Annotated in this window: 27 protein-coding genes; 13 read left to right on the top strand and 14 right to left on the bottom strand. The window is 69.7% G+C overall.

The features are described from left to right. Positions 1-4: 4 nt before the first annotated feature. The 14 genes from AOP72_RS12940 to AOP72_RS12875 form a co-directional block, all read right to left on the bottom strand. Positions 5-1,369 (bottom strand): flagellar hook-length control protein FliK, encoded by a 1,365-nt coding sequence (locus AOP72_RS12940; protein ID WP_062137946.1) that lies wholly within the window; start codon positions 1,367-1,369, stop codon positions 5-7. Then, positions 1,366-1,809, bottom strand: coding sequence for a flagellar export protein FliJ (locus AOP72_RS12935; RefSeq protein ID WP_062137942.1), 444 nt, complete (start codon positions 1,807-1,809; stop codon positions 1,366-1,368). Before AOP72_RS12935 ends, AOP72_RS12940 begins: the two co-directional genes overlap by 4 nt. Further along, positions 1,806-3,158 carry a FliI/YscN family ATPase gene (locus tag AOP72_RS12930; protein ID WP_062137939.1) on the bottom strand — a complete coding sequence of 451 codons (1,353 nt, stop codon included), beginning with the start codon at positions 3,156-3,158 and terminating at the stop codon, positions 1,806-1,808. Before AOP72_RS12930 ends, AOP72_RS12935 begins: the two co-directional genes overlap by 4 nt. Further along, entirely contained in the window at positions 3,158-3,712 is a 555-nt protein-coding gene (locus AOP72_RS12925; protein WP_193746437.1) for a FliH/SctL family protein, read from the bottom strand. The genes AOP72_RS12930 and AOP72_RS12925 overlap by 1 nt, the downstream gene beginning before the upstream one ends. A 52-nt stretch (positions 3,713-3,764) precedes the next feature. Further along, positions 3,765-4,769: a flagellar motor switch protein FliG gene (fliG, locus tag AOP72_RS12920; protein WP_062137933.1), complete on the bottom strand. Its 1,005-nt coding sequence runs from the start codon at positions 4,767-4,769 to the stop codon at positions 3,765-3,767. Next, positions 4,766-6,397, bottom strand: a complete 1,632-nt coding sequence (gene fliF / locus AOP72_RS12915; protein ID WP_062137930.1) for a flagellar basal-body MS-ring/collar protein FliF — start codon at positions 6,395-6,397, stop codon at positions 4,766-4,768. The genes fliG and fliF overlap by 4 nt, the downstream gene beginning before the upstream one ends. Then, on the bottom strand, positions 6,397-6,717 hold the full coding sequence (fliE, locus tag AOP72_RS12910) for a flagellar hook-basal body complex protein FliE (protein ID WP_084631970.1): 321 nt from the start codon (positions 6,715-6,717) through the stop codon (positions 6,397-6,399). Before fliE ends, fliF begins: the two co-directional genes overlap by 1 nt. Continuing rightward, on the bottom strand, positions 6,717-7,124 hold the full coding sequence (gene flgC / locus AOP72_RS12905; RefSeq protein WP_062137927.1) for a flagellar basal body rod protein FlgC: 408 nt from the start codon (positions 7,122-7,124) through the stop codon (positions 6,717-6,719). The genes fliE and flgC overlap by 1 nt, the downstream gene beginning before the upstream one ends. After that, the gene (gene flgB / locus AOP72_RS12900) at positions 7,124-7,438 is read right to left on the bottom strand and encodes a flagellar basal body rod protein FlgB (protein ID WP_084631977.1); all 315 of its coding nucleotides are present in this window, start codon (positions 7,436-7,438) and stop codon (positions 7,124-7,126) included. Before flgB ends, flgC begins: the two co-directional genes overlap by 1 nt. 184 nt (positions 7,439-7,622) lie before the next feature. Next, positions 7,623-7,964, bottom strand: coding sequence for a hypothetical protein (locus AOP72_RS12895; RefSeq protein WP_062137921.1), 342 nt, complete (start codon positions 7,962-7,964; stop codon positions 7,623-7,625). Beyond that, complete coding sequence (gene fliS, locus AOP72_RS12890; protein WP_062137918.1) at positions 7,961-8,380, bottom strand: flagellar export chaperone FliS; 420 nt, start codon at positions 8,378-8,380, stop codon at positions 7,961-7,963. Before fliS ends, AOP72_RS12895 begins: the two co-directional genes overlap by 4 nt. A gap of 10 nt (positions 8,381-8,390) precedes the next feature. Beyond that, positions 8,391-9,764 (bottom strand): flagellar filament capping protein FliD, encoded by a 1,374-nt coding sequence (gene fliD / locus AOP72_RS12885; protein WP_084631976.1) that lies wholly within the window; start codon positions 9,762-9,764, stop codon positions 8,391-8,393. 129 nt (positions 9,765-9,893) lie between these two features. Then, positions 9,894-11,024 carry a flagellin N-terminal helical domain-containing protein gene (locus AOP72_RS12880; protein WP_062137910.1) on the bottom strand — a complete coding sequence of 377 codons (1,131 nt, stop codon included), beginning with the start codon at positions 11,022-11,024 and terminating at the stop codon, positions 9,894-9,896. A gap of 268 nt (positions 11,025-11,292) precedes the next feature. Then, positions 11,293-12,150: a sigma-70 family RNA polymerase sigma factor gene (locus AOP72_RS12875; protein WP_062137907.1), complete on the bottom strand. Its 858-nt coding sequence runs from the start codon at positions 12,148-12,150 to the stop codon at positions 11,293-11,295. 418 nt (positions 12,151-12,568) lie between these two features. Here AOP72_RS12875 and flgN point away from each other — a divergent pair, with 418 nt between their 5' ends. From flgN to AOP72_RS12810, 13 genes are all read left to right on the top strand, one after another. Continuing rightward, entirely contained in the window at positions 12,569-13,051 is a 483-nt protein-coding gene (gene flgN / locus AOP72_RS12870) for a flagellar export chaperone FlgN (protein ID WP_062137904.1), read from the top strand. Positions 13,052-13,054: 3 nt separating this feature from the next. Next, positions 13,055-14,491, top strand: a complete 1,437-nt coding sequence (gene flgK, locus AOP72_RS12865; RefSeq protein ID WP_062137901.1) for a flagellar hook-associated protein FlgK — start codon at positions 13,055-13,057, stop codon at positions 14,489-14,491. Positions 14,492-14,495: 4 nt separating this feature from the next. Beyond that, positions 14,496-15,395, top strand: a complete 900-nt coding sequence (flgL, locus tag AOP72_RS12860; RefSeq protein ID WP_062137898.1) for a flagellar hook-associated protein FlgL — start codon at positions 14,496-14,498, stop codon at positions 15,393-15,395. Then, entirely contained in the window at positions 15,392-15,832 is a 441-nt protein-coding gene (locus AOP72_RS12855; protein WP_062137895.1) for a flagellar assembly protein FliW, read from the top strand. Before flgL ends, AOP72_RS12855 begins: the two co-directional genes overlap by 4 nt. Before the next feature lie 55 nt (positions 15,833-15,887). Then, positions 15,888-16,595: an FHA domain-containing protein gene (locus AOP72_RS12850; RefSeq protein WP_062137892.1), complete on the top strand. Its 708-nt coding sequence runs from the start codon at positions 15,888-15,890 to the stop codon at positions 16,593-16,595. 4 nt (positions 16,596-16,599) lie between these two features. Next, complete coding sequence (locus AOP72_RS12845; protein ID WP_062137889.1) at positions 16,600-17,121, top strand: FHA domain-containing protein FhaB/FipA; 522 nt, start codon at positions 16,600-16,602, stop codon at positions 17,119-17,121. Position 17,122: 1 nt separating this feature from the next. Beyond that, positions 17,123-18,478, top strand: a complete 1,356-nt coding sequence (locus AOP72_RS12840; protein ID WP_062137886.1) for a PP2C family protein-serine/threonine phosphatase — start codon at positions 17,123-17,125, stop codon at positions 18,476-18,478. Next, the gene (locus AOP72_RS12835; protein WP_062137883.1) at positions 18,479-19,828 is read left to right on the top strand and encodes an FtsW/RodA/SpoVE family cell cycle protein; all 1,350 of its coding nucleotides are present in this window, start codon (positions 18,479-18,481) and stop codon (positions 19,826-19,828) included. It abuts the gene before it with no gap. Continuing rightward, positions 19,825-21,294 carry a peptidoglycan D,D-transpeptidase FtsI family protein gene (locus AOP72_RS12830; RefSeq protein ID WP_062137880.1) on the top strand — a complete coding sequence of 490 codons (1,470 nt, stop codon included), beginning with the start codon at positions 19,825-19,827 and terminating at the stop codon, positions 21,292-21,294. The genes AOP72_RS12835 and AOP72_RS12830 overlap by 4 nt, the downstream gene beginning before the upstream one ends. Further along, positions 21,291-22,316, top strand: coding sequence for a serine/threonine-protein kinase (locus AOP72_RS12825; RefSeq protein ID WP_062137877.1), 1,026 nt, complete (start codon positions 21,291-21,293; stop codon positions 22,314-22,316). The genes AOP72_RS12830 and AOP72_RS12825 overlap by 4 nt, the downstream gene beginning before the upstream one ends. Before the next feature lie 52 nt (positions 22,317-22,368). Beyond that, the gene (gene pknB, locus AOP72_RS12820) at positions 22,369-24,465 is read left to right on the top strand and encodes a Stk1 family PASTA domain-containing Ser/Thr kinase (protein ID WP_084631969.1); all 2,097 of its coding nucleotides are present in this window, start codon (positions 22,369-22,371) and stop codon (positions 24,463-24,465) included. A 159-nt stretch (positions 24,466-24,624) separates the two neighbouring features. Next, positions 24,625-25,698: a polyprenyl synthetase family protein gene (locus AOP72_RS12815; protein WP_193746436.1), complete on the top strand. Its 1,074-nt coding sequence runs from the start codon at positions 24,625-24,627 to the stop codon at positions 25,696-25,698. Then, complete coding sequence (locus tag AOP72_RS12810) at positions 25,695-26,603, top strand: phytoene/squalene synthase family protein (RefSeq protein ID WP_238581706.1); 909 nt, start codon at positions 25,695-25,697, stop codon at positions 26,601-26,603. Before AOP72_RS12815 ends, AOP72_RS12810 begins: the two co-directional genes overlap by 4 nt. Positions 26,604-26,609: the final 6 nt, after the last annotated feature.

Here is a 26,609-nt window from a genome sequence, read left to right as displayed (position 1 = left end):
CCTGTCATAGGTACAGATCAACGCCTTGGCTGCCGCTGGACCCAGCGGTGGTCACGGAGCTGCCGGCCGGCCCGACAAGCGCGGGCGCCGTCCCCGTCGGCATCACGGCGAGGCGTGCGGCCTCTCGCTCGGACTGGGCCTCCTCCCGGCCCGCCTGCTCGTCCTGGCCGGGACCGAGGTCGAGGTCGGCGTTCATCCCGGTCGCGGCGAGATCGCGACGGAGGTCGGCGAGGGCGCCGCGAAGCGCCTCTCGGCCGGCCTCGGTCGAGCTGAGCAGCTGCACCGAGGCGCCGTCGGCGGTGATGTGCACCACCACCTTCACCGGCCCGAAGTGCTCGGGGTCCACGGTCACTGTCAGGACGTGCTCGCCCTGAGGAAGGTGACGGATCTGCGCGAACTGGGGCGCCAGTTGGGGCGCGAGCGGCGGGTGCGAGGGGGCCGTCGCGGCCGCAGGCGCTGCGGATGACGGCACGGCGGCGGGAGCCGAGTTCGGCAATGCCTGAGCCGTGGTGCCCGCGCCCTCCACTGCCACGCCGTCGGTCCGGGACGTGCCGGCGGCGGCCGCGCCGGAGGTGGGCGCCGCCTGAGCGATGCTCGCCGCTCCTGCCGCAGGGATGGCAGCGGCGTCCACGGCCGTAGCGGGGACGGCGGCAGCGGCACCGGGGGCTGGACGCGGCGCGGCCGCCGGCACGGTGACGTCGGTCGTCACTGTGGTGTCAGACGGCACGGTGCCACCAGAGCTCGCAGTGTCGGCCGACGTCGCGGCAGCGGGCGACGTCGAATTGCCGGGCATGCCAGAGCCGGACTCGGTCGTGTCGCCACCGAGCGCGACCAGAGAAGCGGCGCTGGCGGAGGACGCGGCACCGGCCTGGCCCCTGCCGTTCGCGGCGGGCGCGGTCGAGTCGTCGGCGGACGTCGACGCTGCCATGAGCGTCGCCGCCGTGGCCGTGGTGCCAGTCTCGGCTCCGGCCCGCGCGGCTCCACCGCCCACGAGGTCTCCGTCAGCGGACTCAGCGGCGGCCTGGTCGGCGCCGGCGAGTTCGATCGCGAGCGCGGCGGTCTCCTCAGAGGTGGCCTCGCCCGGCGCCGTCGCGCTGACCGGAACGTCGGCGGCCTGTGCCTCGGGGGCCTTCGCGTCGTGGACAGTGGGCGTGGAGGACGCGGCCCTGTCGGCGTCCTCGTGGCGCGGGGCGCGGTCCCGGCGGTCAGCCGATCGCCGCTCGGCGCGGTCCTTCCCGCCGACGGCCTCGCCGGAATCGGACTGCTGAGCCGTCTCGAGATGGCGGTCGAAGTCTCTCCCTCCGGCGGCTCGCCCCTCCGCGGCGCGGGACCGGGGTGGCGGCGACAGCAGCGCCTCAGTGACCGTCATGGCTTCTCCTTTGTCTGCCGCAGCGCGGCCTCGTCGAGCCCACGCTGTTCTTCCTTGACGTTCTCGGACGCGACGCTCGCCTCGTGGCGCGCGTGCAGTTTGGCGATGGCCTCGGCCTGTCGACGCGCATCGGTCCACACCGACGTCGCGTCCACCGCCGTGGAGCGCGCCAACTCCAGCGCCAGCGCCAGGTCCTGGACGCGAGCGGAGGACGCCGCTCGCGCGGTGACCACTGCCTGCCATGAGCGGTGAGCCGCAGGATCCGTGCCGTTCATCGCGCTCGCATGGAAGCCCAGCCGGGCGTGATTCTGGTGAGCGGTCCGGACGGCGATCTCGGCCTGCGCGCTGGCGTTGTTGGCGCGCGCCAGCATCGCGGCGGCCTGGTCTTCCTGAAGCTGCCGCGTACGCAGCAGGCCAGCGAGCGGGAAGTGACGAGTCATGAGACCTCCAGCTGTGCCACGAGACGCTCGAGCCCTTCCCAGGCCACGGCGGTGCCGTCGGGTGCGTCGAGGTCCTGCCTCAGGAAGGCATCGATCGCACCGGCGTGCGTGACGGCGGCGTCGACCAACGGATCCGAGCCCGCGGCGTACGCGCCCACGTCGAGCAGGTCCTGCGCACGCCGGCGGGCGGCGAGCACGCGCCGCAGACGCAGCGCGAGAGACTGCTGCGCGGGGTTGGTGACTCTGCTCGCCACCCGTGACACCGACCCGAGCACGTCGATCGCCGGGAAGTGACCCGCGGTCGCGAGCTCGCGGGTGAGCACCACGTGACCATCGAGGATGGACCGCGCCGCGTCCGCCACCGGTTCGTTGTGATCGTCGCCCTCCACGAGCACGGTGTAGATGCCCGTCACCGAGCCTCGGGCAGCGGTGCCCGCCCGTTCGAGCAGCTGCGCGAGCACGGAGAAGGTCGATGGCGGGTAGCCGCGCGTCGCCGGCGGCTCCCCTACTGACAGGCCGATCTCCCGCTGCGCCATCGCCACCCGCGTGAGGGAGTCCATCATGAGCACCACGTCGCCGCCGCCCGCGCGGAACTCTTCGGCGATCCGGGTGGCGACGAAGGCGGCGCGCAGCCGCACCATGGCGGGCTGGTCCGAGGTCGCCACCACCACGACGGAACGGGCGAGCCCGTCCGGCCCGAGGTCGTCCTCGATGAACTCACGCACTTCGCGGCCGCGCTCACCGATGAGGGCGATCACGCTCACCTGGGCATCGGTGCCGCGAGCGATCATCGACAGCAGACTCGACTTGCCGACCCCGGAGCCGGCGAAGAGCCCCATGCGCTGCCCACGACCCACGGTGATGAGCGTGTCCATCGCGCGCACGCCGAGCGAGAGCGGAGTGTCGACCCTCATCCGGTCGAGCGCATCGGGGGCGGAGCCGGCCACGGGGACGCGGGGGATCGGAGAACCCGGCTGCGCCAGTGGACGCCCGTCCATCGGGCGTCCCAGCCCGTCAAGGACGCGGCCCAGCAGCCGCGGTCCCGTGGGGACGGTGAGCGCGTTGCCCGTGGCACGCGCGTGAAGGCCCACGCGGAGTCCCTCGACCGGGGCGAGCGGCATGCATCGCAGTGCGGTGGGCGTGGCCGCGACCACCTCGGCGAGAGTGCCCGCCGGCCCGCCCGCATCGATGCGGACCAGGTCTCCGACAGCACCTGGAAGCCCGGCCACCTCGACCGACAGCCCGAGCACCTGAGAGACCGTGCCGACGAGTTCCGGTGCTGCGGCCGCGACGGCGCGCGGGAACCGGGCGCCGTGCCTGACGGGGCGGCCGATGCTCGGGGCGCTCATCATTCCTCGTCCTGGAGGGCGGCGCGGGCGCGCGCAAGAGCCTGTCCGATGCGCGCATCGAGCATCCCTGCGGGGTGCTCGGTGATCGACTCGCCGGGACCGAGCCCGGCATCGACGGAGATCGTCATGCCATCGGGCACGCTGATCGTGCCGCGCTCCCGCGCACTCTCGACGTATGGCATGTCGTGCGCGCTGAGCCGCAGCGCGGTCGCGTGCGCGCCGCTCGGCAGGGCAAGCGCCCTGGCGAGGAGCGACTCGACGCCGTCCGGTCCCGGGCGCACCTCGCGCGCGACCACGGCCTCCGCCAGATCGATGGCCGCCCCGTGAAGCGTGGCCTCGGCCTCGGCCAGCACGGGCGCTGCGAGCGCCTGCCACTGAGCGACGGCGGCGTGCAGGGCGTTCGCTGCAGAGCGCACCTGCTCGTCCCGCATCGCCTCGCGACGCTCGTGCTCCTCCTGCTCGCGGACTCGCTGCGCCTCGGCCAGCGTTGCGGCGGCGCGGGCGCCTGCGGCCCACCCTGCGGCGTAGCCGGCCGTGCGAGCGGCGTCGGACACGTGGGCGCGCCCCGGCACGATTGCCGTGGGGACGAATCTCGACGTGCGAGCCTCAGGCGACATATTCGTCCTGCGAATCCCGGCTGATCATGATGTCTCCGCTCTCTTCGAGACCGCGGATCACCTGCACCACCCGTGAGCGAGCCTCTTCGACCAGCGACATGCGGACCTTGCCCAGCAGGTCGATCTCCTCGAGCAGTCCATCGCGAGCGCGTTCCGACATGTTCGCCAGGATCTTGTCCCGCACCGCGTCGTCCGCGCCCTTGAGCGCAGTGGCAAGGGTCGCTGGCTCGATGCCGCGCAGCACCAGCTGGATCGCCCGATCATCGAGCACCGTGATGTCCGCGAAGACGAACATCAGCTGGCGAATCTGGTCCGCGAGTTCAGGGTCCTGCTCGGAGAGGCCCTCGAGGATCAGCTTCTCCGTGGCGGCGTCGGCCCGGTTGATGATCTCGACCAGCGGCTCGACGCCGCCCACGGCGCTCATCTCCTGGGACGTGATCAGGTTGGTGGCCTTGCGCTTGAGCTCGTCTGCGACGAGTTCCACCACGTCCGGCGAGGCTCGTTCCATGAGCGCGATCCGCCGCGCGACGATGGTCTGCGTCTCAGGAGCGAAGCCCGCCATGATCGCCGACGCGTGCTCGGGACGCAGGTGCGCGAGCACCAGGGCGATCGTCTGCGGGTGCTCGCCGGTCAGCAGCGACACCACTTGACGGGCATCGGCGCGCCTCAGGAACTCGAAGGGCTGGACCTGAACGCGGCTCGAGAGTCGTTCGAGAACCTCGGCCGCCTTCTCGGGGCCGAGGGTGGCCTCGAGCAGCTTCTGAGCGTAGGCAAGGCCGCCCTGGGCAGCCATGCCCCGGCTCGCGGCGCGCTTGAACTCCTCGAGCACCTCCGAGACCGTGTCGTCCTCGACGCTGCGCAGGCTCGCGATCTCGGCGGTGACCTGATCGATCTCCGCGGAGTTGAACTCGGCCATCACGCGCGACGCGGACGCGCCGCCCATCTGAATGAGAACGAGAGCAGCTTTCTGTGCCCCTGTCAGCGCGACGCTCATGATGCCCTCCCCGCGCCGATCCAGCCGCGCAGCACCTCAGCCACCTCTGCTGGCTGCTGTGTCGCGAACTCGGCGATCTCCTCCCGGACGTAGGCGGCCATGGCCTCCATATCCGGGACGGGCGCCGCCTCGAGCGCGAAGCCCGAGTCGGCATCCGCCGCCGCGTTGGCCTGCTCGAGCAGCACCTGGGTGCGCGCCTCCAGCGCCGCCTGCGCGCGCGCCTCGAGCTCCTCGACAGCCTCGAGGCTCAGTTCCATGCGCTCGCTCTTCCGACGGCGTCGCGCCACCACCATGAAGGTGACGATCAGGGCCAGCACGCCGAGCGCGATGGCCGCCCACTTGGCGATCTCGATATACATGCTCTGTGATGCGGCCTGCTGCGCCTGGTTGTTCGCGTCCTCCAACGCGGCCTGTGCCGCGTCGGCCGTCGAGGTGTCGAAGGCCATCCGGGACATGGAGACGACATCGCCGCGCTCCTCCTGGATGCCAGCGGCGGCTGCCACCATCGCCTGCAGGTCATCGAGGTTGATCGCGGCTGCGGCCGCCTCGTTGGCCACCACCGAGACCGACTGCCGGCGCACCACGCCAGGCGCGGCTTCGGTGGTCTGCGTCACCTTGTTGACGGCGTTGTTCGTGACAGTGTCTTCCTTGCGGTACTCCCCGCCTTCGCCCGTCACTCCCGGCACGGCGATGTTGTCCGGACCGAGCACGCCGGCCTCCATCTGTCCCACACCGGTGTACTCCTCGAGCGTGGTCGACTCGGACAACGGGTCGACCTCGGGGTCCGACGTGAAGGTCTCGCTCGTGGTCTGGGTGCGGTCGAAGTTCAGTTCGGCGGTCACGGACACGACCGCGTTGCCGGGGCCCACCACCTGGTCGAGCATGGCCTGCACACCCGACGCGACGCGCTGCTCGTACTCGGCCGTCTGGCCCGAGTGCTCGAGGGGGGCCGACTCCCCGCCCACCGTCGACAGCACCACACCGTTGGCGTCGATCACCGCGACGTCGGCGGAGGTCATGCCCTCGATCGATGCGGAGACGAGGTGGATGATCGCCTGGACATTCTGGGTGCCGAGCGGGACGCCGGGCGTGGCCTCGATGAATACTGAAGCGGTGGGGGTCTCGGCCTCGGAGACGAACACTGTCTCCTGGGGCAGCGCCAGCTTGACCGATGCCACCTCGACACCGTCCATGGCAGAGATGGTGGCCGCCAGTTCGCCCTCAAGCGCACGCTGGTAGGTCACCTGCTGCTGGAACTCGGAGCTGGTGATCGACATGTCATCGAGCAGCGCGTACCCGGACTCGGTGCCAGTGGGCAGGCCGGCCCCAGCGACGGAGAGCCGCGTGTCGTAGAGCTGGCTCTGGGCCACCAGGATGGTGCCGCCGCCATTGCTGAGTTCGTAGGGCACGCCCGTGGACTCCAGCTGCTCCACCACCGCTGCAGCATCGGCGGGAGAGAGGTTCGTGTACAGCGGCACCATCGACGGCTTGCTGGTCCACTGCACCAGGGCGAACACTCCGAGCACCAGCAGCGCGGCCAGCAGACCTGCGAACACCCTCTGCGCGGCCGACAGGCCCTCGGCGGACTTCTTGAGGCTCTCGAGCGCCGAGGTGATCTGGGACGGCATCAGGCCTGCATCCGCATGATCTCGGTGAACGCTTCCACCGCGCGGTTGCGGACCGCGGCCGTGAGCTCGAGCGCCACGGCCGCCTCCGTCGCGGCGATCGTGTAGTCGTGCACGTCGGCGAGGTCACCCGTGACGGCCTGGACGGCGAGCCCTGAGCTCGTCGACTGCAGTCCCTGGAGGTTGTCCACCGCGCTCGAGAAGGAGGCGGCGAACGCGCCCGGAGCGCCGTTCGGCGCCTGTGCCGCAGCGGGCGCCTCGGGAAGATAGGCACTGGGCTGCACCGAGATGCCGCCGGGAGCGGCCATCGGAGGAATGGACATCAGTTTCTCCCGATGGTGAGAGCGGACGAGTACATGTCGCGAGCGCGATCGATGACGGCGGCATTCGCCTGGTAGCCCCGCTGGGCCATGATCAGCTGGGTCATCTGGCTGGACATGTCGATCTCGGGGTATCGCACGTAGCCCTCCTCGTCGGCGAGGGGGTGGGCGGGCTCGTAGACCAGGCGGCCCTCGGCATCGCCGAACGCCGCACCGGCCACGTGGACGCCGCCGGAATCGCCGCCGTCGACATCGTTGGCCTGGGCGACGATGTAGCGCGCTCGGAAGGCTTCTTCGTCAGTGGCGCGGACCGTGTTGATGTTCGCGAGGTTGTCCGAGACGGCATCGAGCCACTTGCGGTGCACTCCCAGTCCGGTGCCGGCGATCCCGATCGCAGCGAAGGTGCTCATCAGGTGGTCCGCAGTGCGGTGCGGACGGCGGTGAACTGGCCTTCGACGGCACGAGTGGCGAGCTGGTAGCGCAGGCCCGTGTCGGTGTTCGAGACCACCTCGGTGTCGAGGTTGACGTTGTTGCCGTCTTCGCGAGTGGGCTCGAGCGAGCGCGCGACGGTGGCCTTGACTCGGCCGTCTCCGTCCTGCACCGCCGCCGCCAACGCGTCCTCGAAGGCCACCCGTCGGCCCTGAAAGCCGGGGGTCTGCACGTTGGCAATATTGTGCGCGATGACTCGCTGGCGCATCGACAAGGCGTCGAGCGCGCTCGTCATGGCAGAGAAGCTGACGGATCCGAACACAGGGCAGCACCCTTCATCGCAAGGCGGGGCCGATCCATGGCCGAGGCAGTGAGCGATCCGTGCTCAGGCTCCTCATCGGGCCGGCGATGCCTGCATTAAGGATTGTGCCGCGTGAGAAATGTCACCTTCTGGACGGCGCCGGGCGCGCTGAGGGACGTCAGGCAGGGGTGTCGATGTACACCGGCGGCCGCGGGCTGTCCTGCGACAGCTGGGACAGCTGGGACAGCGCACGATCGTGCTGACGGGAGTCTCGCGCGGCGGCAGCCAACCGCTGCGACGCGATGCCCTGTCGTGCCAGCAGCGCGCGGGCGGTGTCGACAAGCTCCAGCGGAATCGGGCCGAGTCCCCTCGGCGCCGACCATCGCGCGGGGAGATGCTCCGGGGCCTCACCCGCGTCGAGGAGGTTCTCTGCGTGCTCGACGGAGAGCGCAAGCGCGGCGATCGCGTCATCCCACGTGGACACGGCGAAGAGGGGTGCGTCCGCCTCTGAGAGACTCATGCCGCACCGAGGTCGCCAGCAGTGCGCTGGGACTCTTGCTGGGCGACCTGCTCCGCCGCCTGCTTCCACGCGTCGCGCAACGGCTCGATGAGACCGCGGCAGGCCGCGACCTCGGCGACGTCTCCCGCCACGTTCGCGTCGACCAGTGCGGTTCCCAGGAACGAATACAGGCCCATCAGCTGCTCGGCACCATCCCACGCGTCCCGGTCGAGCGTCGCCGCCAGCTCGGAGATGATGTCCTGCGCGTGCGTGAGCTCCGTGTGGGCGAGGTCGCGGCGGCCGTCGGTGAGGGCGAACTCAGCGCGCTCGAGGTCGCGCACGAGCCGGTCGTACATCATGACCAGCAGCGTCGCGGGGGATGCGGTCGCGACCGTGTCGTCCAAGTAGCGCGTGCGCGCCGAGGCGTAGTTGAGCATGGCGACCTTCCTAAGATCCCGGGAGCTGTGCCAGTTGGCCCGCGAGCCACGACGACTGCGAGGACAGATTCGACAGGGTGACTTCGAGACTGGAGTAGGTCCGCTGCAGCGTCGCTCGTCTCATCTCGAGCCGCACGTCCCACGCAGTCACCTCGTCCGCATACCTCTCAGCAAGCGACTGGCGGTTGGTGACCTGCTGCGTCAGCGTGCCGTCGTACGGATCGGACGAGGAATCCGCCACCTTCTCGATCCGAGCGGCGAGGGCCTGGACGAAGTCGGCGGTGCCCTGAGGGTCCTCCGCCACGGCGGCGGCGAACGTGGCCTCGTCGAACGTGATCTTGCCATCGCGACTGAGGTTCACGCCCACTGACGACGGCGACACCCCATTCACCGGATAGCTCGCCGCCTCGATGAGCTGGGTGCGCAGCGAGCGCACCGACGCCTCGCCACCGAGCAGCCCGGGGGTGACCGAGGTCGTGCCGTCGTCTTTTGTCGTCCTGGTCGTGGCCGTGCGCGAGTCGATGTCCGCGAGCGCGACGGACAGCGCGCCCACCACGCCGCTGACCAGGCTCTTCACCCCTGCGGCGTCGGGCGCCACGGTGATCGTCACCTCGTCCCCTGGCGCACTCGCGCTGGCGACCGTCACGTCGACTCCGGTCATCAGCCCCGTGAAGGTGTTGGACGACTGCGTGTACGTCTGCTCGTAGGCAGAGCCCTTCCACAAGGTGATCGAGGCATCGCTCGCTTCGCGCGCCACGGACGCGTCGAGCCGTACCGCGCCGCCGCCCGCGACGGCCGCCTCATCGCCGGCGTAGACCTCGAAGGCGCCGTCCGTGCCTGACGTCTCGGACGTGAACTGGATGCGGCTCTGGGTGACGCCACCCGAGGAGACGCGCACCACGGTGGCGGAGACGCCCAGGCCCGCACCGTTGATCGCCGACACGATGTCGGCCGGCGCGCCGGACGTCGCGGTGACGGACTGGGTCGTGCCGTCCGCGCGCTTGACGGTGAGCGTGGGGGGGTCGAGAAGCACATCGCCGTCGGCGATCTCTGCGCTCAGGGACACCTGGGTGGACGCGACGGCGCCGATGGAGAAGGTGAGGGACCCGCCCGTGGCGCTGCCGCTGGCGGTGGCGGTGGCCGCCGTCGAAGTCGAGGTGGCGGTGAATGTCTTCCAGCTGGTCGGATCGGCGGCCTTGCCTGCCGACTCCGAGAGCGAGCGGAGCTTGGTGTTGATCGCCTGGAGCGCGGTGACGACGTCCTGCGTCGTCTGCTGCTTCCTCTTCAGGAGCGTCTGCGGCCCGGCCTCGATCTGCATGAGTTGAGCGATGATCGAGGTCGTATCGAGGCCCGACGAGAGCCCATCGATGCCGAACGCTGCCATGGTCATGCTCCGTTTCGTGCAGAAGGTCGCGAGGCTCCCGAGGAGGGCGGACAGCCATCGGGCTGCCCGCCCTGCATCGGGGGGTGGAGGGGTGGATCCCGCCGGGGCCTGGCGGGATCCACCTCACCTTTAGCGCAGGAGAGAGAGGACGCCCTGCGGGATCTGGTTCGCCTGCGCAAGCATGGCGGTGCCTGCCTGGGACAGGATCTGCGCACGCGTGAACTGCACCATCTCGGACGCCATGTCGGTGTCGCGGATGCGGCTCTCCGAGGCGGACAGGTTCTCCACCGCCACGTTGAGGTTCTTGATGGTGTGCTCGAAGCGGTTCTGCACAGCACCCAGGTTGGCGCGAGCGGTCGAGACCGTCGAGATCTGGGTGTCGATCAGGTTGATCGCTGCCTGCGCACCGGCGGCCGACGTGAAGTCCAGTCCACCAGCGATGGCGACAGCGGTGCCGACGCCGGTTCCGGCGGCTGCGGGGGTTGCCGCGGTGCCACCGGTCACAGTGCCACCGGTCTTCGAGGTCACGACGAGGTCGTTGTCCTGGTTCACGGAGGCCGAGAACGTGTTGGAGAAGTCGGCGTTGGAGTTCAACGCGGCAGCGACATCCCCGACCGTGTTGTAGGAGCCAGCGGCACCCAGCGTCACCGACACGTCGGTGGTGCCGTTGGTGAACGCCATGGCACCCGTCACGGCGGTGGGGGTCACGACTGCGAACGATGCGCCAGCGTTGCCCAGGTTGGAGGCGATCGCGGACACGTCGACGTTGGTGAGGTTCACCGAGATCTGCGAGTTCGCGTCGCCGTTGGCGCCGACCTGGAACTGCATCGTGCCAGCCGAGCCGTCGAGCAGCTTGGTGCCGTTGAAGTTCGTGGTGTCAGCGATCCGGCTGAGCTCGGACTGCAGGTTCGTCACCTCGGTCGCGATGTTGGCGCGAGCCTCGGCGTTGTTCGAGTCGTTGGCGGCCTGAACACCCAGGTCACGCATGCGCTGCAGCATCGCGTGAACCTCGGTGAGAGCACCTTCTGCGGTCTGCACCACGGAGATGCCGTCCTGCGCGTTGCGGGCGGCGACCTTGAGGCCACCCACCTGCGAGCGCAGGCCCTCGGAGATGGCCAGGCCGGCCGCGTCATCCGCAGCGCGGTTGATGCGGAAGCCGCTGGACAGCTTCTCGAGAGACTTGCTCAGGTCGTTCTGAGTGTTGGACAGGTTGCGATACGAGTTCATCGCGGCGATGTTCTGGTTGATCGAGAGACCCATGATGCTGCTCCTCCTTGATTGGGTACAGACGTGGCACCCATCCGTGGGTGCGCACTGGCCTCATCGGCCCCTGACTCCCACTGTTGAGGGATGTGACGAGGATCGTTCTGCAGCTCTTCGCGACGGTTGCCGGCAAGGCAGCATCGTCGGCCCAGCGGCGCACGCGAGCGCTCATGGGGCGAGCCTCGCGCTCACCGAATGGAGCGAGCGGGGCCCTGGAATGACGCGACGATCCTGCCGCCGCGGCGGCCCATGACGGGGAACGGGCTCAGCTGACCTGAACCTCGTCGACCAGATGGCCGACGGCGTTGAGGGTGGGAGCGACCGCTGCCGTGCCGCGGGCTTGCGCTGCGCGCGCAGCGATCGAGGCGTAGTAGGCCTGGCGGCGGCGGTCCGCGACGCCCGCGGCGGGGTCGACCACGACGGGCGCATCCGACTCGAGGTTGGCGTTGAGGCCGTCCTTGAGCATCCCCAGCGCCTCGGTGCGAAGCTGGCTGATGCGGGATCGCGTCACGCCCATCTCCTCGGCGAGCTCGACCACGGGGCGATCATGGAAGAACAGCTGCTCGACGACGTGACGCAGCTTCTCGGGCAGCGAGTCCACGCCAGCGCGAAGATAGCCCAGGCGTTCCGCACCGAGCAGCGCGTCCGCCGGACCGGTGGTCGAATCCACGACCATCTCCGCCACGGCACCGTCGTATGCGTCAATCGAGAGCACGCGGGTGTCCATGTCGACCCGCGCGGCCTCGACTTCGCTGGCGTCGACGCCCATCGAGCGGGCGATCTCGGCCGTCGTGGCGTTGCGTCCGAGCTCCCCTGCGAGAGTGTCGGCGATCGCGGCGACGTCTCTGGCACGGCGACGGGCGGCGCGTGGCGCCCAGTCCATCGAGCGCAGCTCGTCGATCAGCGCGCCCCGGATGCGCATCGACGCGTACCTCGCGAAGGGCACGCCCTTGGATGCGTCGAAGCCGCGGGCAGCGCGGACGAGAGCAAGGGCGCCGGCAGAGGCGAGGTCGGCGCGAGAGACGTGGGCAGGCACCCGGGCGCAGACCTCGTTGACGCTGTAGCCGATCAGCGCGAGGTTATCCTCGATGAGGGCATCGGAGGACGTGAAGGACTCGTTCATGGTGGAAGTATCCGCAGACAACAGCCAGCATGCATAGTGCAAGTTCGGCGCCGTCCGGCGCAAAACGGACATTGATTACGGCAGTGATTCGCGCCACAGTCGTCGCAATCCCTCTCGGATCGTTTCGTTTTCGAAAGTTTCGACGCCGAATTCGGGCATTTCGGGCGACAAGAGGCCCAAAGCCCCCAATGCAGGCGCTCAGGGCCGACTTTGGTGTCGACCTCGTCACATGGGAAGGCGCCTGTGGAATACTCGAAGTGCGGCGCGGCCGGGCGTCACGATTCTCTTATTTTCGAGAATGATGCGGCGACTCACTCAACACTCAGGATTCTGACCGATGGGCCTCATAGGCGAGCCCACACGGGCCACGGCATGCACAATGAAGCGGGCCGGAAGGCTCGGAAGGCGGGGAGCTGCGATGGGATTCGACGAGCTGTCACAAGCGCTGTGGCGCGAGCGTGAGCTCTTGGAGACGCTGCTGTTCAAGCTCGAGGAAGAGGAGCTGCTGGTCGCTCACGGCCGCACTCGCTGGGTCGGGCGTGCAGTCAAGGAGGTCGAGTTCGTCCTCGAGAGCATCCGCAAGGCGGAGCTCGGCCGCGCGGTGGAGGCGGAGGATTCCGCGACGAGCGTCGGACTTGACGCAGGGGCGAGCCTGCGAGAGATCGCCTCAGTGGCGCCCGAGCCGTGGAACGAGCTGATGCACGGCCACCATGCCGCGCTGTCCGAGCTGACCACTCAGATCGCGGCAGTGAGCACCAGCAATCACCAACTGCTCGAACAGACCCTGCGCTCGACGCAAGAGGCGCTGCTCGGTCTCGATCACCAGGCCCAGACATACGACCCGAAGGGTTCAGCGGGCAGCCGCCCTGACACCTCTTTCCTGATCGATGAGGAGATCTGACCGATGAGCTCCTTCTCCGGACTGTCGACCGCACTGTCCTCACTGATCGCCCAGCGCCAGGCGCTCGAGGTCTCCGGCCAGAACATCGCCAACGCGAACACGGTGGGATACACGCGCCAGCGGGCGGACCTTCAGTCCGCGAGCACGTCCAATGTGACCGCGCTCTTCGAGACCTCGAGGGGTACGGGCAACGGCGTCGGGGTGGTCGACATCGCACGGCTCGGCGACCAGTTCCTCGACGCCAGGCTGCGGACGCAGACCTCGCAGGCGGCGCACACGCGTTCGCTCGCCACCACTTTCGGACGGCTCGAGACGGCCGTGATCGAACCCAGCGACACGGGTCTCGCCTCAGGTCTGAACGAGTTCTGGGACGCATGGCAGGACGTGGCCAACTCTCCTGACAACGCCGCGACGCGCACCGCACTGCTCGGTAGCGCACGCACGCTCGTGACTCAGATCGGCGACACCTATCGCGCACTCGAATCCCAATGGAGCCAGGCGCGCGCTGAGACCGACGCCCTCGTCACCGAGGTGAACACGGCGGCGGAATCCGTCGCCCACCTCAACCAGCAGATTCGCGGCGTACTCGCGTCCGGAGGGTCGCCCAACGAACTCATGGACCACCGCGATCAGCTGATCACCACGCTGTCCAACCTCGTCGGTGCCACCGCCACGCCGCAGCAGGATGGGACCGTCACGGTGCTCGTCGACGGCAACCCGCTCGTGCAGGGCGACCGGACCAGCGCGATCTCTGTGCAGGGCTCGTACGTGATGACGGCCGCCGTGAGCGAGCCCGCCCCGTCGCCGGATGCCGTCTCCCTGCGCTGGGCGGACGGCACCGCGCTCGCACTCGACGGTGGCGAGCTTGCGGGCACCCTCACCGCCGTGCAGCCAGCCTCTCTCGGCGGCCCTATCGCGAACGCGGTCGCCGCGGTCGACGACCTCGCGACGCAGGTGGCGACCTCGGTCAACGCCGTGCACACCACCGGCACCACGCTCGCGGCGCCGCCGGCAGACACCGGCGTCGACTTCTTCTCGTTCACCGCCGGCGCGCCGGCCGCGCTCGGGCTCACCGTCGCAGTCACAGACCCCCAGATGGTCGCTGCGGGCAATGGAGTGGGCGGAACGTGGGATGGCTCCATCGCCGATGCGATCTCGCAGATCGGGGTGGCGGTCGACAGCCCGGACGCGCAGTGGCGCGCCTTCGTGGTGGACCTCGGTGTCACGTCCGCAGCGGCGACGCGACGTGCCACGGTCGCCGAGAGTGCACGCTCCACATCCGAGACTCTTCACCTCTCGAACGCCTCCGTCGATCTGGACGAGGAGATGACGAACATGCTCGCGTACCAGCGTGCCTACGAGGGCGCCGCCCGCGTCATGACGGCGATCGACGAGATGCTCGACACCCTGATCAATCGCACCGGAGTGGTAGGAAGGTAGCCCGATGATCTCCCGCGTCACCCAACAGACCGTCCAGCGCTCGACGCTGGGCAATCTCCAACAGAATCTGCGCACGATGTCCGACCTGCAGGCCAAGCTGTCCTCCGGCAAGACGATCACGAAGGCCTCCGACGACCCGAGTGCGGCGAACCGTGCCATGAACCTCCGGGCAGACCACGCCGCGGCGACCCAGGCCAGGCGCAATGCCGACGACGGCGTCAGCTGGCTCGCGCAGATCGACACCGCACTCCAGGGCGCCGTCAGCGTGCTGCACCGGGCTCGCGAACTCACCGTCCGCGGCGCCAACACTGCGTCCGTGAGCGGTCCTGCGGCCGATGCGATCGCTACTGAGCTCGTGGGCCTGCGCGACGCGATGCTCGACATCGCGAACAGTTCGCTGAACGGCCGATCGCTGTTCGCGGGCACCTCTGCCGACGGAGTGGCCTTCGACGACGCAGCGTCTGCCACGCCTTACGCGTGGCATGGCACACCGGGAGCCACGGTGGATCGCCGCATCGGACCCGACGCCTTGGTGCGCGTCGACGCTGACGGCGCCGCCGCATTCGGAGCGGGAGCCACCTCGGTGTTCCAGCTCTTCGACGACATCGCCGCCGACCTGAACGCAGGCGTGAACGTCTCTGGTCGGCTGACCGAGCTGGACGATCGCCTCGAGACCATGCTGACCTCGCTCACCGACGTCGGCGTACGGACCAAGCAGTTGACCGACGCTCAGAACTCCCTCACGCTCCGGCTCCAGGACACCAAGTCCATGCTCTCGGGCATCGAGGACATCGACCTGGCGCACACCATCCTGGAGCTTCAGATGCAGGAGGTCGCGTACCAGGGGGCACTGGGCGCGACTGCTCGAGTGCTGCAGCCGACTCTCATGGACTTCCTGCGATGAGCGTCTCGATCATGATCGACCCGCAGCAGACGTCCACCTGCGCCCTGCCTCAGCAGCTGACGTTCGTCGAGCCGCCTCCCGGGATGTCCGCCCTCACCCGCTTCGACGTGGCGGCTCTCGATGCGCTGGGCCTGATGTTCACCCTGCGCGCCACGGACCATGTCGAGACCCGGCTGTTCGCGGTCTCACCGCGGCCGTACTTCCCGTCGTACGCCCCCCGGATCTCAGAGGACGTGCGCGGCGGGATCGGGATGCATCCCGGTGACGAGCCCGTCCTGCTCGTCATCGTGAACCCGACCGCGGATGGGCTCATCACCGCCAACCTGCTCGCGCCCGTCGCGATCAACCCCGCGACGGGCGCGGCCGCACAGGCAGTGCTCGACGACGAGGAGTGGCCGCTGCGGGCGCCCCTGAGCGCAGAGGCCGCCGCAACCTGACCCGCCCCGCGGGGGGTGATGGCTCCGCACAGGCACGACCTATACGATTCGAGGTATGGGAGTCCTGGATCGCTTCGAGAAGGGCGTCGAGAACGCCGTCCACGGTGCGTTCGCGAAGACCTTCAAGTCCGGCGTGAAGCCGGTGGAGCTGGCGAGCGCCGTGCGGCGCCAGTGCGACGCGCGCGCCGCCGCCGTCGACCGTCATCGCACCGTCGCTCCCAACGAGTACATGATCGCTCTCAGCGCCACGGATCACGACACCATCGAGGCCTGGGGCGCCGATGCTCTCGCTCACGAGCTCGAGGACGCGCTGCGTGACCATGCGGAACGGCAGCGCTACAGCTTCGTGGGCGCGGTCAGCGTGGACTTCGAGCGCGACGATTCGCTGTCGACCGGGCGGCTGGCGGTCACCAGCCGCACCACGCGCGGACCGGTCGCGCCGGCGACTGCACGAGATCACCACTCCCGCTACCCGCTGCTGGACATCGACGGCGAGAGATACCACCTCACCGGCGAGATGACAGTCGTCGGGCGCGGCTCGGAGTCAGACATCGTGGTCGACGACACCGGAGTGTCGCGCCAGCACTGCCGCTTCGAGGTCACCGACCAGGGCACGATTCTCACGGACCTGGGATCCACCAACGGCACCCTCGTGGAGGGTCAGCGCGTGAACGAGGTCACCCTCGTCGACGGGAACGCCGTGACCGTGGGCCGCACCACGATCATGTACTGGGACGGCCTCCCGGTCGACGAGGACGTGTGACCGTATGAGTGAACTCTCGATCACGCTGCTGCGCTTCGGCTTCCTCATCCTTCTGTGGGCGCTGGTGCTCGCCGCGATCGGCGTCCTGCGCGCGGACCTGTACGGCACGCGCGTCACGTCGCGCGGGCGGGGCAGGGCGGCGCGGCGGAGGGACGATGCGAGGGCGGACAAGGTCGCCGCGCCGGCGAGGTCGAACACGGGTGTGCGCACGGGGTCCATCTCCACGCGGGACGACGCCGTCGCTCACCTGGCCGTCACGGCCGGCACGCTCAAGGGCACCACGATTCCGCTTGGCTCCGCTCCCATCCTCATCGGCCGCTCCCCCACGTGCACCCTCGTCATCGACGACGACTACTGCTCCGCACGGCATTGCCGCGTGTTCCCGGAGGCGGGCGGGTGGCTCGTCGAGGACCTGGGCTCCACCAATGGCACGTTCCTCGACAACCAGCGGGTGGACGACCCCATGCCTTTCAAGCGAGGCGACAAGCTGCGCCTCGGCAGCACCACGCTCGAGCTGAGGAGCTGACGTGTTCCTCGGTCTCCACTTCGCCGCGCGCTCTGACGTAGGCCTCATCAGGTCCAACAACCAGGACTCGGCCTACGCCGGGCCTCACCTGCTCGTGGTCGCGGACGGCATGGGCGGCGCCGCCGGCGGAGACATCGCCTCCTCGATTGCGGTGGGACGCCTGGCCGGGCTCGACGGCGAGTCCCACGGACCGGACGATGCCCTCGACGAACTGAAGGCCGCGATCGCCGAGGCCCATGCCGAGATCGTGGACCGCGCGCACAATGACCCTGAGCTGTCGGGGCTCGGCACCACGGTGACCGCCCTGCTGCGGGCGGGCTCCACCCTGTGCATGGCGCACATTGGAGACTCGCGCGCGTATCTGCTGCGGAACGACTCTCTCGATCAGGTCACCACCGACCACAGCTTCGTCCAGCACCTGGTCGACACGGGGCGCCTCAGCGCCGCGGACGCCGAGCACCACCCCAAGCGCTCGATGCTGCTGCGCGTGCTCGGGGACGTGGATGCCGACGTCCCCGTGGACATCTCCGTGCGCGAGACGCGCGCCGGAGACCGCTGGCTGCTGTGCTCCGATGGACTCTCCGGCGTCGTGAGCCGCGACACTCTTCACAAGACTCTGGTCGAGGTCGCCGACCCCGCGGACTGCGCCGACGCGCTGGTGTCGCTCGCGCTCTCCGCAGGAGCACCCGACAACGTGACCTGCATCGTCGCTGACGTGGTCGACATCGACGCGTCGCCCGACGGCGTGGGGCCGCCCACAGCATCGCAGATCGTGGGTTCCGCAGCGCGCGATCGCCATCGTCCCTCCGCCGCAGGACGCTCCGCCGCGGGCAAGGCCGCGCGGCTGTCGACTCCGGACGAGGTCGACGACGACGAGGAGCCTTCCCGAGCGTCCCGAGTCTGGTCTCGCGCTCGCCCGTGGCTGCTTCCCCTCGCCGCGCTTCTCGTCGTGATCGGCGGAGCCTGGGGCGCGTACGCGTGGACCCAGACTCAGTACTACGTGGGCGCGTCGGACCACGAGGTCGCGATCTACCGCGGCATCCCGCAAGAGCTCCCGATCGTCGCCCTCCAGACGCTCGTGGAGACCACCGGCATCCCTCTCGAGGACCTGGCGCCTTACCAGCAGCAGCGCATCGACGACACGATCCGTGCCGACAGCCTCGACGGCGCCAGGGCGATCGTCGAGGCGCTCGAGGCGAACCTTCCGACCCCGGATCCCCTGCCGTCGCCCAGCATCTCCGTCGGACCCTCACCCGGTCCCACCGCCACCCCCTCCCCCAGCCCTGCCGCGAGCGCAGACGCCTCCGCCGCATCGGCCCGTCACAGTGAGGTCGCGCCGCCGGAGAACGGGGCCTGAGTGGCTACCGTCTCCGAGCTGCAGGTGCGCACCGGGCGGCGCGCCGAGATCGCCCTGTTAGGCGTGTCGTGGGCGATCATCGTTCTCGCTCGCGCTCTCGTCGACTACCACGCCGACTTCCTCGAGCTCCGGACGCTCGGCATCTATGCGGCGGCGGCGGCGGCGCTGATGCTCGGATGCCACCTGCTGCTGCGGCGCTACGCCCCGTCGGCCGACCCGGTGCTGCTGCCTGCCGTGCTCGCCATCAACGGCGTGGGTCTCGCGATGATCCGTCGGATCGACTTCGGCTACGCGCAATACCGGGGACGTGAGACCGCGTTCGGCGACACGCAGATCGGCTGGACCGTCGCGGGCGTGCTGCTCGCGATGGCCGTGATCTTCGTGATCCGCGACCACCGCCTGCTGCGGCGTTTCACCTATACCGCAGGAGTCGTGGGGCTGGCGCTGTATCTGCTTCCGCTCGTGCCCGGGTTGGGCGTCACCATCAACGGTGCCCGGATCTGGATCGACCTGTTCGGCCGCTCGCTGCAACCGGGCGAGTTCGCCAAGATCGCGATGGTGGTGTTCTTCGCCGGCTACCTCGTGACCAATCGTGACACCCTCGCGCTGGCGGGGCCCACGTTCCTGGGGCTGCGGTTCCCGCGCCCCCGCGACATGGGGCCGCTGCTGCTGGTCTGGGCCGCTGCGCTGCTGCTCATGGTCTACCAGCGCGATCTCGGCGCATCGCTGCTGTTCTTCGGCATCTTCCTGGGAATGCTCTACGTGGCCACCCAGCGCATCAGCTGGGTCGTCACCGGCGTCGCGCTGTTCGGGGCCGGCGCGGTGCTCGCGGGCACGATCTTCCCGCACGTGCGCGCGCGCTACGACGCGTGGCTCAACGCGCTCGACCCCGACCTCTATTCGGCGGGCACCTCCGAACAGCTCGTGCGCGGACTGTTCGGCATGGCGTCCGGCGGTCTGTTCGGCACCGGCCTCGGCGAGGGGCGTCCGGACCTGGTGCCGTACGCGGAGTCCGACTTCATCATCGCGTCGATCGGCGAGGAGATGGGCCTTACGGGCCTGATGGCGATCCTCGCGCTCTACCTGATCCTCGTGCAGCGCGCATTCCGCACGTCGATCGGCGTCCGGGACGGCTTCGGCAAGCTCGTCGCCGGTGGACTGGGCTTCGCTCTCGCGCTCCAGGTGTTCATCGTGGTGGGCGGCGTGACCAGGGTGATCCCGCTCACGGGACTCACCACGCCGTGGCTCGCCTACGGCGGATCATCGATGCTGGCGAACTGGATCATCGTGGGACTGCTGCTGCGCATCTCCGACCAGGCGCGTCGCACCACGGCGGAGGTGGCCGAGTGAACGAACCCGCCCGGAGGCTGTCCGTCGTCGTCCTCGTGCTGTTCCTCGCCCTCATGGGCGCCGCGTCCTACATCCAGGTGATTGGCGCGGACGATCTCAACCAGGACCCCCGCAACGTGCGCACGCTGTACCGCGAGTACGGCAACTTCCGTGGCCCCATCGTCGTCGACGGCGAGGCCGTCGTGTGGTCGCAGCCCGTGGATGACCCCTTCAACTACCAGCGCAGCTACACCCAGGGATCGCTCTATGCCGCTGCCACGGGGTTCTACTCGATCGTGTACGGCCGCAGCGGTCTCGAGCAGACGGAGAACGCGCTGCTGAACGGCTCCGCCGATGCGCTGTTCTGGACGCGCCTGGGGAACCTGTTCGCCGGCGAGCAGCAGCAGGGAGCCTCGGTCGAGACGACTCTGTCTGCGGGCCTGCAGGAGGTCGCGGCGGAGCAGCTGGGCAGTCAGCGCGGCGCCGTGGTCGCGCTCGATCCCGCCACGGGAGAGGTGCTCGCGATGGTCACCAGTCCCACCTATGACCCCGCCGTGCTCGCGGGCCACGACACCGCCACCGTCAACGAGAACTACGCCGAGCTGCTGGCGCGGGAGGACGGTCCGCTGATCAACCGCGCCATCGCCGGCGATACGTACCCCCCGGGATCCACGTTCAAGCTGGTGGTGGCCGCCGCGGCGCTCGAGGGCGGGTACACGCCGGACACCGAGCTGTACGGCCCCCAGCAGCTCGCGCTGCCCGGCACGAGCCGGACCATCAGCAACTTCGGCGACGCCGAGTGCGCGGGCGACGAGTACCTGCCGCTGTCGGACGCTCTGCGCATCAGCTGCAACACGGCGTTTGCTGACCTGGGGATGTCTCTCGGGTGGGGCGTCCTGGAGCGCAAGGCGCGCGACTTCGGGTGGGACGAGCCCCTCGAGATCCCGCTGCCGGTCACGGCATCACGCCTGCCCGAGTCGCCCAACGAGTCCGAGACCGCGATGAGCGCGCTCGGCCAGTTCGACGTGCGCGCCACCCCGCTGCAGATGGCGATGGTGGCCTCCGCGATCGCCAACGACGGCGTGCTGATGAAGCCCTACCTGGTGGACACCGTGCGCGCCTCTGATCTCACCGTCGTCTCGCAGACCGAGCCGGAAGAGTACCGCCAGTCGATGAGCGCGGAGGACGCCTCCGATCTGACGCAGATGATGGTGGGCGCGGTGTCCGACGGCACCGGCCGCGCCGCGCGCATCGACGGGGTCGAGGTCGCCGGCAAGACGGGCACCGCGCAGACCGGCCAGGACACTCCTCCCCACGCGTGGTTCGTGTCATTCGCTCCCGCAGACGATCCGGTGATCGCGGTCGCCGTCATCGTCGAGGAGGGCGGAGAGACCGGCTCGGGCGCGACCGGAGGATCGGTGGCGGCACCGATCGCGCGCTCGATCATGGAGCGGGCGATCCAGCTCGACGCGGAGGGAGACCTGTGAGCATTCACGCGGGCACCACGCTCGGCGGTCGCTACGTGCTGCGGTCGCTTCTCGCCGTAGGGGGCATGGGCGAGGTGTGGCGCGCCGCCGACACCGAGCTCGATCGCCCGATCGCCGTGAAGGTGCTCAAGGACTCCGCGGCCGCGAACGAGACGTTCCTCAAGAGGTTCACCAACGAAGCGCGCAACGCTGCCGGGCTCACACACCCCAACATCGCCCAGGTGCTCGACTACGGCGACCAGGAGGGCACCGCGTACCTGGTGATGGAGCTCGTCGAGGGCGAGCCGCTGTCGTCGATCCTCGAGCGTGAGATCACCATCGACGAGCCTCGTCTCGCCCACATCCTGATCGAGACCTGCCGCGGCCTCCAGGTCGCTCATGACGCCGGCGTGATGCACCGCGACATCAAGCCCGGCAACCTGCTGGTGTCCGAGGGCGACGCGGTCAAGATCACCGACTTCGGAGTCTCGCGCAGCGTGGACCAGACCACCCTCACCCAGACCGGCATGGTGATGGGCACGGCCCAGTACCTCGCCCCTGAGCTCGCGCTCGGCAAGCCCGCCACCCCCGCATCGGACGTCTACGCGCTGGGAATCATCGCGTTCGAGGCCGTCGTCGGCAAACGACCCTTCACCGCCGCATCGGCCGTGGACATCGCGATCGCCCACGTGAACGAGCCGGTCCCGGCGCTGCCCCGGAGCGTGTCCGAGGACCTCGCACGCATCATTCACGACGTGCTGGAGAAGAACCCGCGCAAGCGCCCTCGCACTCCGGATGCGCTGGCACAACGGCTCCTGTCCGCACGTCTTCACCGCGGCGAGTCGACGCGCGGTCCGGGTGCAGACGGTGTCCGCGCGGCCGCGCCCGGGGGCCATCCCGAGAGCGCCTCCTCCCCTCGATCGCCGGGCACGGGCGGGACGCGCACGCGCGGCCGCGCCACCCGGACCATGCCGCCCAGCATCGCCCCCACCGAGCATCGACCCCGCCCCGACATGCGGCCCACGCGGGATTCGAAAGGATGAGTGCGACAATGGCACCCGACAGCGCTGCGGAACGTAGGAGACTGAACGACTGATGAACGACGACGCGAACATGCTTGCGGGACGATACGAGGTCGGCGACCTCATCGGCCGTGGTGGCATGGCCGAGGTTCACATCGGCTACGACACCCGCCTGGGCCGAACGGTCGCCATTAAGATCCTGCGCGCCGACCTGGCGCGCGATCCGTCCTTCCAGACCCGATTCCGCCGCGAGGCGCAGTCGGCGGCGGGACTCAACCACCCCTCCATCGTCGCCGTGTACGACACGGGCGAGGACCACATTCCGGGCGCGACCGGCAATCCGCAGGCGGTGCCCTTCATCGTGATGGAGTACGTCGAGGGCCACACGGTCCGCGACATCCTCAAGGGCGACGTGGCGGCCCCCATCGACGAGGCGGTGGAGATCGCGTCGGGGGTGCTCACCGCCCTCGACTACGCCCACCACGCCGGCCTGGTGCACCGTGACATCAAGCCCGCGAACGTGATGCTCACCCCCACCGGCGCGGTCAAGGTCATGGACTTCGGCATCGCCCGCGCCCTCGCGGACGCCGGCAACACCATGACGCAGACCCAGGCGGTCGTCGGAACGGCGCAGTACCTGTCGCCCGAGCAGGCGCGCGGGGAGACCGTGGATGCCCGCTCCGACCTCTACTCCGCCGGCTGCCTGCTGTTCGAGCTGCTCACCGGACGTCCGCCGTTCATCGGCGACTCCCCGGTGTCCGTCGCCTACCAGCACGTCCGCGAGGAGGCCCCCAAGCCCTCCGACTTCGCCTCGGACGTGCCCACCGCACTCGACCAGGTGGTGCTGCGCGCGCTCGCGAAGAACCGCGATCACCGCTACGCGACCGCTCAGGAGTTCCTGGGCGACCTGCGCGCCGTCATGGGCGGCGGCCAGGTCAGCCCCTCCACGGGAGCCATCGCCGTAGGATCTGCAGCGTTCGGCGCCGGAGCGGCCGGCGTGGCGGCCGCCGCCGGCATGACCCCCGAGCAGATCGAGGACCAGCCCACTCAGGCGATGCCCGCACAGCAGTCCGGGCCCGCCACCGACGCGACGCAGGTCATGCCCGCCGACGCGTCGCCGGCGTGGGCCTCCGTCGGAGGCGCCGGGTCGGTCCCGCCGCCGCAGTCCTCGACCGTCGCGGTGAGCGACGAGCGCGAGCTCGACGACGAGGACGACTCCCGTCGTCGCAAGATCATCCTGTGGGTGTCGCTCGGCGTGGCCGCGCTGATCGCGATCATCCTGCTCATCCTGCTGTTCAACCGCGACGACGAGCCCGAGGTCATCATGGTGGCCGTCCCCGACGTGGTGGGGATGACTGAGGCGGAGGCGTTGGCCGAACTCGACGACGTGGGCCTCGTGGGCGAGACGACCACCGAGCCGTCGGCCGAGATCGACGAGGGGCTCGTCATCAGCACCGACCCCGCCGCCGACGACGAGGTCGAGGAGGGCACGTCGGTGTCCGTCCTGGTGTCCGCTGGCCCCGATGCCGTGGAGATTCCGAGCGTGCGCGGGCTGCGAGAAGAGGATGCCGTGCGCCAGCTGGAGGAACTCGGTCTCGTGGTCACCATCGGCGATCCCGACGACGACGACCCCGACCTCGAAGAGGGCCGCGTCACCCGCACCGAGCCGGTCGAGAGCACGGAGGTCCCGGGCGGATCCACCGTCGAGCTGTTCCTGTCGAGCGGCATGGTGGAGCTTCCCGACCTCGTGGGCGCGGACGAGGACGCCGCCAGAGCACAGCTGAACAAGCTGGGCCTCATCCCCGACACCACCGACGTGCCGGATGATTCCGTCGCACCCGGCACGGTGCTGTCGCAGAGCCCAGGCGCCGGGCGCGTACCCCAGCGCTCGACCGTGAACCTCGAGGTCGCGGTCGCTCCCTCGACCGTCGCCGTGCCCGATGTCACGGGGCGGTCCAAGGCCGATGCGGAGCGCGAGCTCGGCACGCAGGACCTCAGCTTCGCGTACGACGCCGAGCAGTTCTCGGACGACATCCCCTCGGGGTCCGTCATCTCCCAGAACCCGAACGGCGGCACCCAGGTCGCCCCCGGCACTCAGGTGAGGCTGGTGCTCTCCAAGGGCCCCGAACCGGAACCGGAGCCGGAGCCCGAGCCCACGGGCGGTGCTTAGCCATGGCGCGCATCGGCGATGAGCCATGACCACGGCCGATGCGCGCGTGCGCCGCTCCGAGGCTCTCCGCACCGCAGGTGAAGGCAGGCCTGACACGGCCGCGACTCTCCGGGAATGTCGCGGGCTTTGCCCGACGTTGACCGGGTCATCATGTCACCGGTGCTGACCACAGACGGCCTGCGCTCCTTCGTGGATGCGCGGCTTCCGCACGTCCACGAGACCCTCGGCGCACACGTCCGCGCCGCCGCTGCGGAACTCCCGGTCGCGGGCCCCGACTACGCGCGGCTGTGGCGATCCATCGGCGAGCAGTTCTCCGGCGGCAAGAACCTCCGCCCGTCGCTGACCCTCGCCGCCTACGCGGGACTGGGCGGCGACGATGCCGAGGCCGTGGTTCCCGTCGCTGCCGCGATGGAGATGCTCCACACCGCGATGCTCGTGCACGACGACATTCTGGATCACGACGAGGTGAGGCGCGGTCGCCCCAACGTTGCCGGTTGCCGTCGAGCGGACCTCGCGGATCGCGACCTTCCCGCCGACCAGGTCGAGGACCATGTGCTCTCGGCCGCACTGCTGGGCGGAGACCTGGCGCTGTCGAGCGCCTACGACCTGGTGTCGCGCACGAGCCTGCCCGCGCACCATCGGATCGCGTGCCTCGACCTCATCACCCGGGCGGTGCGCGCCACCATCGCGGGCGAGCTGCTCGACATGTACGGCGACCTGACTCCCGTCGCGGAGGCGGACGCCCTCCGCGTCGCGGAGCTCAAGACCGCGACCTACTCGTTCGTCGTGCCGCTGCTCGCGGGAGCCCAACTCGCGGGGGCGGACCCCACGATGGTGTCCCACCTCGAGCGCATCGGCACCGGTCTGGGACTGAGCTTTCAGTTGGCTGATGACGACCTGGGGGTGTTCGGCGACCCGGGCGAGACGGGCAAGTCGAACCTGTCCGATCTGCGCGCGGGCAAGCGCACAGAGCTGGTGCGCCAGGGCTTCGTGGCCGCCTCTGCGGATCAGCTCGCCGTGCTGGAGCGCCACGTCGGAGACCCGGACCTCACGAGCGCCGATGCGGATCGCGTGCGGGAGATCCTGGTCGAGACGGGGGCGCGCGGACGCACCACGGCCCTCTCTCGGCGCTACGCGAGGGACGCCGCCCGCATCGCCCGTGAGCGAGTGCCGGCACCACTGAGCGGGTACCTGGTCGACTTGGTCGACACTCTCGACGGGCGGTCGTCGTGACCTCTGCTCGCCGCCGGGTGCATCAGAGCAACGAGACGTCGATGGCGCTGTACGACGAGGCGGCTCACGCCGCCGCCGCCCAGGTCATCTCCCGCTACTCCACGTCGTTCGGCATGGGCGCGCGCATGCTGAGTCCCACCCAGCGGCGCCACATCGCGTCGGTCTACGCGATGGTGAGGGTGGCGGACGAGATCGTCGACACCTATCAGGGCGCCGACGCCGCCGAACTGCTCGATGGCTTCGAGGCCGAGGTGTGGCGCGCCATGACCTCCGGATACTCGACCAACCTCGTGGCGCACGCGTTCGGCGCCACCGCGACCGCAGTCGGCATCACCCGCGAGCAGACCGACCCGTTCTTCGCGTCCATGCGGATGGACCTAGAGCGCGCGGTACACGACGAGGAGTCCTTCGCGTCGTACGTCTTCGGCTCCGCCGAGGTGGTGGGCGAGATGTGCCTCGCGGTCTTCGCGAACGCCGGCTCCGGGCCGCGGCCGCTCGACGCGGACATGCGCGAGGGCGCGCGCCGACTGGGCGCCGCATATCAGAAGGTGAACTTCCTGCGCGATCTTGGTGCGGACGAGGACCGCCTGGGTCGCTCCTACTTCCCGGGCGTCACCTCATCCACCCTCACGGACGCCCGCGTCGCGGAACTGGTCGCGGACTGTCGGGCGGACGTGGCCGCCGCCGAGGCGTGCCTCGCCGGCCTGCCCCGGCGCTCTGCTGCAGCCGTCCGCACCACGATCGACATCTACGCGCGGCTCCTCGATGAGATCGAGGCCACCCCCGCCGCGTCCCTCGCGGGCGCGCGCGTCCGCGTCGCGAACGGCACCAAGCTGTACCTGGCGCTGCGGAACTCGTGTCCATGGACCGCGCCCCGGCGGGACTCCCTGCAGGCATCGGCGTGAAAGGCG

The organism is Demequina aestuarii (assembly GCF_000975095.1).
Taxonomy (GTDB): domain Bacteria; phylum Actinomycetota; class Actinomycetes; order Actinomycetales; family Demequinaceae; genus Demequina; species Demequina aestuarii.
This window is presented reverse-complemented; position numbering and strand designations above follow the sequence as displayed.

What these genes read in the sequence shown, in the direction of transcription:
- AOP72_RS12940 (WP_062137946.1), bottom strand. Translation starts at nt 1,369, where the DNA reads ATGACGGTCACTGAGGCGCTGCTGTCGCCGCCACCCCGGTCCCGCGCC.
- AOP72_RS12935 (WP_062137942.1), bottom strand. Translation starts at nt 1,809, where the DNA reads ATGACTCGTCACTTCCCGCTCGCTGGCCTGCTGCGTACGCGGCAGCTT.
- AOP72_RS12930 (WP_062137939.1), bottom strand. Translation starts at nt 3,158, where the DNA reads ATGAGCGCCCCGAGCATCGGCCGCCCCGTCAGGCACGGCGCCCGGTTC.
- fliG (WP_062137933.1), bottom strand. Translation starts at nt 4,769, where the DNA reads ATGAGCGTCGCGCTGACAGGGGCACAGAAAGCTGCTCTCGTTCTCATT.
- fliF (WP_062137930.1), bottom strand. Translation starts at nt 6,397, where the DNA reads ATGCCGTCCCAGATCACCTCGGCGCTCGAGAGCCTCAAGAAGTCCGCC.
- fliE (WP_084631970.1), bottom strand. Translation starts at nt 6,717, where the DNA reads ATGTCCATTCCTCCGATGGCCGCTCCCGGCGGCATCTCGGTGCAGCCC.
- flgC (WP_062137927.1), bottom strand. Translation starts at nt 7,124, where the DNA reads ATGAGCACCTTCGCTGCGATCGGGATCGCCGGCACCGGACTGGGAGTG.
- flgB (WP_084631977.1), bottom strand. Translation starts at nt 7,438, where the DNA reads ATGACGAGCGCGCTCGACGCCTTGTCGATGCGCCAGCGAGTCATCGCG.
- AOP72_RS12895 (WP_062137921.1), bottom strand. Translation starts at nt 7,964, where the DNA reads ATGAGTCTCTCAGAGGCGGACGCACCCCTCTTCGCCGTGTCCACGTGG.
- fliS (WP_062137918.1), bottom strand. Translation starts at nt 8,380, where the DNA reads ATGCTCAACTACGCCTCGGCGCGCACGCGCTACTTGGACGACACGGTC.
- fliD (WP_084631976.1), bottom strand. Translation starts at nt 9,764, where the DNA reads ATGGCAGCGTTCGGCATCGATGGGCTCTCGTCGGGCCTCGATACGACC.
- AOP72_RS12880 (WP_062137910.1), bottom strand. Translation starts at nt 11,024, where the DNA reads ATGGGTCTCTCGATCAACCAGAACATCGCCGCGATGAACTCGTATCGC.
- AOP72_RS12875 (WP_062137907.1), bottom strand. Translation starts at nt 12,150, where the DNA reads ATGAACGAGTCCTTCACGTCCTCCGATGCCCTCATCGAGGATAACCTC.
- flgN (WP_062137904.1), top strand. Translation starts at nt 12,569, where the DNA reads ATGGGATTCGACGAGCTGTCACAAGCGCTGTGGCGCGAGCGTGAGCTC.
- flgK (WP_062137901.1), top strand. Translation starts at nt 13,055, where the DNA reads ATGAGCTCCTTCTCCGGACTGTCGACCGCACTGTCCTCACTGATCGCC.
- flgL (WP_062137898.1), top strand. Translation starts at nt 14,496, where the DNA reads ATGATCTCCCGCGTCACCCAACAGACCGTCCAGCGCTCGACGCTGGGC.
- AOP72_RS12855 (WP_062137895.1), top strand. Translation starts at nt 15,392, where the DNA reads ATGAGCGTCTCGATCATGATCGACCCGCAGCAGACGTCCACCTGCGCC.
- AOP72_RS12850 (WP_062137892.1), top strand. Translation starts at nt 15,888, where the DNA reads ATGGGAGTCCTGGATCGCTTCGAGAAGGGCGTCGAGAACGCCGTCCAC.
- AOP72_RS12845 (WP_062137889.1), top strand. Translation starts at nt 16,600, where the DNA reads ATGAGTGAACTCTCGATCACGCTGCTGCGCTTCGGCTTCCTCATCCTT.
- pknB (WP_084631969.1), top strand. Translation starts at nt 22,369, where the DNA reads ATGAACGACGACGCGAACATGCTTGCGGGACGATACGAGGTCGGCGAC.